Annotated in this window: 1 protein-coding gene; it reads left to right on the top strand. The window is 65.8% G+C overall.

Translation table 11 applies throughout. From position 1 onward, the window contains the following. Positions 1-243 (top strand): transposase (locus tag AC1RPQ_RS08630; protein WP_481762371.1); only part of this gene is annotated, 243 nt, incomplete at both ends.

Genomic DNA, 243 nt, shown 5'->3' with positions numbered 1-243 from the left:
GGTTGCAGGTGTTCAGCGAGCTGAGGAACCGCGGCGTCGAGGATGCCCTGATCGCCGTCTGTGACGGGTTGAAGGGGCCGCCGGAGGCGATCACCACGACTTGGGAGCACACGATCGTCCAGCAGTCCGTGGTCCACCTGATCCGCAACTCGTTCCGCTGTGCCGGCCTGCAGCACCGCGACGGGATCGTGAAAGCCCTCAAGCCGGTCTATACCGCCCCATCCGAGCAGGCTGCCAGGGAAC

The sequence above is a fragment of the Dellaglioa sp. CoH-57-MRSF-21 genome, from assembly GCF_056781915.1.
Note: the sequence above shows the minus strand (reverse complement) of the source record. Positions and strands in the feature narration are given on the sequence as shown.